At 70.8% G+C, this 3,874-nt stretch carries 3 protein-coding genes and 1 pseudogene; all 4 read left to right on the forward strand.

Translation table 11 applies throughout. The features are described from left to right. Positions 1-143: pseudogene (locus tag AB7U92_RS23375) on the forward strand (two-component system response regulator); the annotation flags it as partial. Positions 144-172: 29 nt separating this feature from the next. Further along, entirely contained in the window at positions 173-970 is a 798-nt protein-coding gene (locus AB7U92_RS23380) for an HD-GYP domain-containing protein (RefSeq protein ID WP_428582627.1), read from the forward strand. A gap of 28 nt (positions 971-998) precedes the next feature. After that, the gene (locus AB7U92_RS23385) at positions 999-3,590 is read left to right on the forward strand and encodes a PAS domain S-box protein (protein ID WP_428582629.1); all 2,592 of its coding nucleotides are present in this window, start codon (positions 999-1,001) and stop codon (positions 3,588-3,590) included. Between the two features lie 13 nt (positions 3,591-3,603). Continuing rightward, positions 3,604-3,874: heme NO-binding domain-containing protein (locus AB7U92_RS23390; RefSeq protein ID WP_428582631.1), on the forward strand; the 271-nt coding region annotated here is incomplete at its 3' end.

Below are 3,874 nucleotides of genomic sequence, written 5' to 3' on the forward strand. Positions count from 1 at the left end.
TCAAGGTGGTGCTGCTGACCGCCCGCGGCCAGGCCCGCGACCGCGAGGCCGGGCAGCAGGCCGGCGCCGACGACTACCTCGTCAAGCCGTTCAGCCCGCTGCAGCTGATCGAGACGATCGACCGCCTGGTCGCCACGGCCTGAGCGCCGCAGTCTCAGTCCCGGACGCACCGATGCTCGCCCACACCGCCGCCGACACCGACAGCGCCTACGCGCCCCTGGGCCTGGCCGACCCGGCCATGGCGCAGGCGCAGCTCGAGCGCGTGACCGCCGACCTCGGCCGCATGTACCGCGAGCGCAACGAGGCCCTGCGCGCGCTCGCCCGGGCACACCACGAGGCGCTGCTGCGGCTGTCGATCGCCGCCGAATACCGCGACGACGACACCGGCGTGCACATCGTGCGCATGGGCTTCCTCGCCGAGGCGCTGGCCCTGGCGCTGGGCCAGCCGCGTTCGTGGGCGCGGCTGCTGCGCATGGCCGCGCCGATGCACGACATCGGCAAGATCGGTGTGCCCGACAGCGTGCTGAAGAAGCCCGGACCGCTCACGCCGGAAGAACGCGCGGTGATGAACCGCCACGCGCAGATGGGCGCTGAAATCCTCGGCACCTCCGACGTGCCACTGTTCCGCCTGGCCAGCGAGGTGGCGATGTCGCACCACGAGCGCTTCGATGGCGGCGGCTATCCGCGTGGCCTGGCCGGCACCGACATCCCGCTGTCGGGGCGCATCGTCTCGGTGGTCGACTACTTCGACGCGCTGACCATGGACCGCTGCTACCGGCCGGCGATCGCCGACGACACCGCGCTGGAGATGCTGCGCCGCGAACGCGGCCGGCTGTTCGACCCGGTGGTGGCCGACGCCTTCCTGAACAGCGCCCGGCAGATGGTCGCGCTGCGCGACCGCATCAACGAGCACCGCCCGCAGTTCTCGGCGCTGCTCGACGACGAAACGCTGCCGCTGATCGGCGCGTGAGCCTGTGCCCGAACCTCGAGGCGCCGACATGGAATACCTTCGCCCCCTCTCCCTGATCGCCGCGGCGTGGCCACGCCGCCTGCGCCACCAGATGCTGGTGCTGCTGGCCGCAGTGATGCTCGCCGCGATGGCGGCGCTGTACCTCGTCTCCAGCCAGCGTGCCGCCGCGGCGGCCTTGCAGTCGTCCTCGCAGTGGGCCGGCGCACTGGCCCGCACGGCCGCCGGTGCGGCGGCGCCGATGCTGGTGCGCTCCGACCAGCCGGGCCTGGAGAAGGCCCTGCGCGACATCGCGAAGCTGCCCGGCGTGCTGCGCATCGACGTGCGTGACAGCGCCGGCGTGGCGCTGCTGTCGGTGCGCGCCTTGTCCGATGGCAGCCTGGTGGCGCGCACCCTGCCAACGGACATGCCCAGGCCGCCGGCCGGCCAGCAGGCCAGCGCCGAGCCGGTGCAGGTGGGCGGCATCGACGCGCTGCAGGTCTGGACGCCGGTCGACCCGATCATGCCGCTCGGCCACATCGGCGTGCTGTTCAGCCAGGACGGCGAACGCGCCAACCTGATGAGCATGCAGCGCGAGCTGATCGCCTCGATCGCCCTGGTGGGCCTGCTCACCATCGCGGCGGTCTACGCCTTCCTGGTGCGCTCGCTGGCACCGCTGCAGCGCCTGGTGCGCTTTTCGCGTGGCCTCGGCGAAGGCCTCGGCCGCACGCTCGACCAGCAAGGCGGCAGCCGCGAGGTGGCCGAGCTGACCGAGGCGCTCAACGATGCCTCGCAGACGCTGCAGCAGCAATTGCTGTCGATCCGCACCAGCGAGGCGCGCGTGCACTCGCTTCTCGATGCCACGCCGGATGCCATCCTCGGCCTCGACCGAGAGGCCCGCGTCGCGATGATCAATCCGGCCGCCACCAGCATCTTCGGCGTCGAGCCCGAGCAGGTGCTCGGCGAGCCGATCGCGCGGCTGCTGCCGCAGCTGAGCTTCGACGAGGTCGACCGCATCACCCGCGAAGGCATGCTGATCCGCTCCAGCCGCATGGCACGGCTGGAGTCGACGGCGCTGCGCCGCGACGGCACGCAGTTCCCGGTGGAGGTGGCGATCTCGCGCGTGGGCGAGGGCGAAGACTCGCGCTTCACCTGCGTGGTGCGCGACGTCACCGACCAGCGCTGGATCGACTCGATGCTGCGCCTGTACAACCGCGCGCTCGAGTGCGCCACCAACGGCGTGGTGATCACCGACGTGCGCACGCCGGGGCAGCCGATCTTCTACGCCAACCCGGCCTTCGAGAAGATCACCGGCTACAGCGTCGGTGACGCGATCGGCCGCAACTGCAGCTTCCTGCAGGGCGAGGACCGCGACCAGCCCGAGATCGACGTGCTGCGCGAGGCCGTGCGCCAGGGCCAGCCCGCCACCGTGGTGCTGCGCAACTACCGCAAGGACGGCACGCTGTTCTTCAACGAGCTGTCGATCGCGCCGGTGGCCACTCCCGAGGGCGAGGTCACCCACTACATCGGCGTGCAGTCGGACGTGACCGAGCGCGAGCGTGCTCGCTTCGCGCTGGCCGAGCGCAGCGCGCGGCTGAACGCCGTCTTCGACCTCAGCCCCGACGGCTTCGTGGTGTTCGACCGCGAAGGCCAGATGGTCTACTGCAACCAGGCGTTCGTGCAGATGACCGGCTGGGACGCCAGCCTGCCGTGCGACCTGGAGTCGTTCGACCGCCGCTTCGGCACGCTGTGCAGCCCGGCACAGGACTACGCGCCGGTGGCCGCCGCCGCCGGCGAGGCCGGCACCCATGCCGACACCATCGAGTTGCTTCGCCCCGAGCGCCGCGTGCTGGCGCGGCTGGCCCGGCTGAACCTGGGCGGCCACGGCGAATCGATCCTGTACTTCCGCGACGTGACCCACGAGACCGAGGTCGACCGCATGAAGAGCGAGTTCCTGACCACCGCGGCGCACGAGCTGCGCACGCCGATGGCCAGCATCTTCGGCTTCGCCGAGCTGATGCTCAAGCGCCCGGTGCCCCCGGAGCGCCAGCGCGACGTGCTGGAGACCATCCACCGCCAGGCCTCGCTGCTGATCAACATGGTCAACGAGCTGCTCGACCTGGCGCGCATCGAGGCCCGCCAGGGCAAGGACTTCCGCATCACCCAGCACGCGCTGGGCGGCCTGGTACAGGAGACGGTCGACGCGCTGATGATCCATGGCGACCCGCGCAAGGTGGAGGTGCGCATCGAGCATGGCGACATGCAGCTGACGGTCGATGCCGACAAGACCCGGCAGGCCATCACCAACGTGCTGTCCAACGCCTACAAGTACTCGCCCGGCGGCGGGCCGATACGGCTGCACACGCTCGCCGCCGAGTTCGACGACCGGCCGCACGTCGGCGTGGCCATCACCGACTCCGGCATCGGCATGACGCCGGCGCAGAAGGCGCGCTTGTTCGAGCGCTTCTACCGCGCCGACCCCTCGGGCAACATCCCCGGCACCGGCCTGGGCATGAGCCTCGTGCAGGAAATCATGGAGCTGCAGGGCGGCCGCATCGACGTCGACAGCGAGCCGGGTATCGGCACGCGAGTGACGCTGTGGTTCCCACTCGTCGAGGTGCCGGCCTCGATCACCCAGGACTGAAGGAGCAACGAAGATGTACGGTCTCGTGAATCGCGCGGTCGAGGACCTCGTCAAGCAGATGAAGGGCGACGACGGCTGGCGCCGCGTGTGCGCCCATGCGCAGGTGGGGGCCGACGGTTTCGTCGCCGTGCGCAGCTACCCCGACGACGTGACGAATCGCCTGGTCGGCTCGGTCAGCCGCGAGATGGACCTGCCGGCGGAGAAGGTGCTCGAGGCCTTCGGCGAGTACTGGATCCTCTACACGGCCGAACAGGGCTATGGCGAGATGCTGCGCAGCGCCGGCG

Source organism: Piscinibacter sp. (assembly GCF_050175855.1).
Lineage (GTDB): Bacteria > Pseudomonadota > Gammaproteobacteria > Burkholderiales > Burkholderiaceae_C > Piscinibacter.